Source organism: Leptotrichia sp., assembly GCF_057270615.1.
The window spans coordinates 1-3,373 of sequence record NZ_DBHIXN010000098.1 but is presented as its reverse complement, the minus strand read 5'-3'; the positions used below and the strand labels follow the sequence as shown (position 1 = coordinate 3,373).

Genomic DNA, 3,373 nt, shown 5'->3' with positions numbered 1-3,373 from the left:
TATGAGACTTACAATTTTGTAATGACAAGACAGATTTAAATATCTGTCTTTTTTTTGTAAAAATTTTAAAATATTTTATAAAAAGGTGTTGACTTTTGATATAAAATATAGTATACTATCTATGTAGATGAGATAGATAAAATAAAATAAAAAATTGGGAGGAATAACAATGAGACTTTATTATTACGAAGACGGAACAGAAAATGAGCTAACTAAAGGGAATTTTGAGGAAATAAGAGAATTTTTGGTAGTAAATTTAGACCAACTCATAAATTTTTTGGACAACTCTGAAGACAATAATGAGTGGGATGAGGAAGATGGAATGTGGAAAGATTTTGAAGAGTTTAAAGAAGAATTGAGAGAAGACATAGACACTTGTAAGGATGTAGAAGAAATTAGAGAAACGCTCAAATATACAAACAGTCTAATTTCTTGGTGGGGATTGTTTATCGAAGAAGATGAATAAATAAAAAAGCCTACAAAACATTTGCGGGCTTTAAAAAAACAAAAACTTGGAGGAATTAAAATGGAAAAAGAAAAAAAAGAAACAAGAGGGGCGAAAAAGGGTAGACCTAAGCCTCTTGGAAGTGGAAGGAAAAAGGCTGATCCTGGCTTTGAAAACAAAAAAATTTCCGTGGCACTCCCGTCATGGATGTGGGAGGATCTTACAGAAAGAGCAAGAAAACAGGAAATAACAAGAAATAAATTGGTGAGAAATATTTTGGAAATTTATTTAAAAAAATAAAAATATTTTATAAAAAGGTGTTGACTTTTGATATAAAATATAGTATAATAATATCAAGAAAGGGGGAGATCGTTAAAGGCAAGGAACAGAAAGGAGATAAAAATGAAAAAGATGACACAAGCTGAAATGTTAAGACTTCTAGCTGAAGAAAATCAGACAAGAAAAATACTAGAAATAGTAAAATCTTGCAAAGATTTAAAAGAAGCAGAAGAAAAAATAAAAGCTCTACTAAATAAATAATAGAGCTTAAAGCAAAATATTTTGGAGAGTTATCACCTTGTCGGTAACTCTCTCTAAAAAGATTATATCAAATAATCTAAAAAAAGACAAGGGAAATAAAAAAACTTGGAGGAAGTAAAAATGATGAAAAAATTAAATTATTGGAATGTGAAAGCATACAAGTCAGAAGAAGATAAAAAAGCATGCGAAGAAGCTTGGGATAAAGAGATAGAATTAAGAATTGACGACTATGGAAGAGTTTATGATGAAGCTGATACATACATTGCAGATGTAATGTATCAAGAAAGTTCAGAATATTAAAAATAACAGTTTTAAATTTGAAAATGAATAAAAAATAAAGGGCAGACTAAAAATCTGCTCTTTTTTGCTTATAAAGAATTATATAATTCTTTTATTCTTTTTCTTTATTATCAATTTCAATTTTAACTTTCAGAACTTTAAGATCCTGAATTTTCATTTCTTTAAGCTCTAAAATTTTAACTTTTCTTAAATTCTCAATATCTTTTTCAGAAAGATTTGTTATTTTTAATTTTTTCATTTATCGCTCCTTGCTTTTTTGATAAGGATTTGATAAAATAAACTTGTAAAGGATTATTTTATTTCTCTATTGATATTTGCGGTATCAGTAGAGAATTTTTATTTTATCAATTAAGGGGGCAAAAAAGGGGCAAATTTTTAAAAAATTATTATTTTCTTGCATTTTTTGTCAAATACTTGTATAATAAAAGCCAGTAAAAGTAACTATAAATAATAGTAATAAAAAATATAATGATGTTTGGGATATTCCATCTTTAAAAAAAACCTTTTGAAAACACATATTATTCAAAAGGATAGTATGTTTTTTTTTATTGCTTGAATTATAAAAAATAAAAATTATAGGGAGGAAAATTAATGCTTAATTTTTTTAATCATTTACAATTTGGAGTAAACGAACTGTTATGGCTTTCATATTTAGTTTTGAATTTTTCAGCAGTAGCTCTAGCTTATAGATTTTGGGGAAAAGGAGGACTGTTGTCAGTTGTACCATTGTCAATTGTTTTAGCTAACATTCAAGTTGGAAAAATGATGACTTTATTTGGTTTTGATGGAATTACAATGGGAAATATTGCATATGGAGGAATTTATTTGGCATCGGATATTTTGACAGAAAATGAAGGGAAACATTATTCAAGAAAAGTAGTTTCGCTAGGTTTTGCTGCGATGTTATTTACGACATTTATAATGCAAATTGTGCTAAAAGTAAAAGTTTCACCTGATGATACAATGCAAGGAGCCTTATCAGCAGTATTTGGATTTATGCCAAGACTTGCGATTTCAAGTGTGTGCGGATTTGCAGTTTCTCAATCATTTGATATTTGGTCTTATCAATTTATTAGAAAATTTAGACCATCTTTCAGAGATATTTGGATTAGAAACAATGCTAGTACAATGCTAAGCCAAATTTTAGACAATATTGTATTCTCGCTTTTGGCATTTACAGGAGTTTATCCATTTAAAACAGTAATTGGAATCATATTTTCAACATATTTATTAAAAATTGTAATTTCACTATTGGATACACCATTTGTATATATTGCGACTTTATGGAAAAAACAAGGTAAAATAAGTGATTAATATTAAATTTGTTGTAAATTATTTTAAAATTAAATGAATATAATAAAAAGGTATATAATATATAAATGGAAAGATATAGTGTAATAAAAGAAAAAAATCCTCGTGAAATAGTATTACTAAAGGGATTTAACTGTGCTTACGGAAAGTGTGCTTTTTGTAATTACATTTTGGATAATACGAATGACGAAGAAGAGATGAAAAAAGTAAATTTTGAAGCTTTGAGCAGAATTACTGGGGAGTATGGAGTTCTTGAAGTTATAAACTCTGGGTCAGTGTTTGAGCTAAATGGTGCGACATTGGAGAGGATAAGAGAAATTTGTAATGAGAAGAATATAAAAATACTTTATTTTGAAGCGTATTTTGGGTACTTAAATAGATTGAATGAAATTAGGGAATATTTTTCTGAACAAGAAGTAAGGTTCGCATTTGGATTGGAAACTTTTGACAATGATTACAGGACTAAAGTTTTAAAGAAAAATTTTATTTTAAATGAAAGAGTTTTGGAAAAATTGAAAAGTGAATATCAAATGTGCCTTTTAATGATCTGTACAAAAGGACAGACAAAAGAACAAATTTTAAGCGATATTGAGCAAGGAATGGAAAATTTCAAGGAGCTAGTTGTAAGTGTATTTGTAAATAATGGCACGGAAATTGAAAGAGATGAAGAGCTTGTAGCTTGGTTTTTGACAGAAATTTATCCAAAATATAAAGACAGACCAAATATTGAAATTTTGGTTGATAATAAAGATTTTGGAGTTTATGTTCAATAAAATT

7 protein-coding genes are annotated in these 3,373 nt (G+C 27.7%); 6 read left to right on the top strand and 1 reads right to left on the bottom strand.

What is annotated here, in order from left to right:
- Positions 1–169: 169 nt before the first annotated feature.
- The 4 genes from ACO409_RS10450 to ACO409_RS10435 all read left to right on the top strand — a co-directional run bounded on the left by ACO409_RS10450 (position 170) and on the right by ACO409_RS10435 (position 1,285).
- Positions 170–466 (top strand): hypothetical protein, encoded by a 297-nt coding sequence (locus tag ACO409_RS10450; RefSeq protein WP_485557029.1) that lies wholly within the window; start codon positions 170–172, stop codon positions 464–466.
- 60 nt (positions 467–526) lie between these two features.
- A complete protein-coding gene (locus ACO409_RS10445; RefSeq protein ID WP_485557028.1) occupies positions 527–745 on the top strand; it encodes a hypothetical protein in 219 nt (72 codons plus the stop codon).
- Between the two features lie 102 nt (positions 746–847).
- On the top strand, positions 848–985 hold the full coding sequence (locus ACO409_RS10440) for a hypothetical protein (protein WP_304179401.1): 138 nt from the start codon (positions 848–850) through the stop codon (positions 983–985).
- Between the two features lie 120 nt (positions 986–1,105).
- On the top strand, positions 1,106–1,285 hold the full coding sequence (locus tag ACO409_RS10435) for a hypothetical protein (RefSeq protein WP_485557026.1): 180 nt from the start codon (positions 1,106–1,108) through the stop codon (positions 1,283–1,285).
- Positions 1,286–1,376: 91 nt separating this feature from the next.
- Here ACO409_RS10435 and ACO409_RS10430 read toward each other — a convergent pair whose 3' ends face one another.
- Positions 1,377–1,523: a hypothetical protein gene (locus tag ACO409_RS10430; protein ID WP_485557024.1), complete on the bottom strand. Its 147-nt coding sequence runs from the start codon at positions 1,521–1,523 to the stop codon at positions 1,377–1,379.
- 353 nt (positions 1,524–1,876) lie between these two features.
- Between ACO409_RS10430 and ACO409_RS10425 the strand changes: the two genes are divergently transcribed.
- Both ACO409_RS10425 and ACO409_RS10420 read left to right on the top strand, forming a co-directional pair.
- Complete coding sequence (locus ACO409_RS10425; protein WP_485557022.1) at positions 1,877–2,599, top strand: queuosine precursor transporter; 723 nt, start codon at positions 1,877–1,879, stop codon at positions 2,597–2,599.
- 65 nt (positions 2,600–2,664) lie between these two features.
- The gene (locus ACO409_RS10420) at positions 2,665–3,369 is read left to right on the top strand and encodes a radical SAM protein (RefSeq protein ID WP_485557020.1); all 705 of its coding nucleotides are present in this window, start codon (positions 2,665–2,667) and stop codon (positions 3,367–3,369) included.
- Positions 3,370–3,373: the final 4 nt, after the last annotated feature.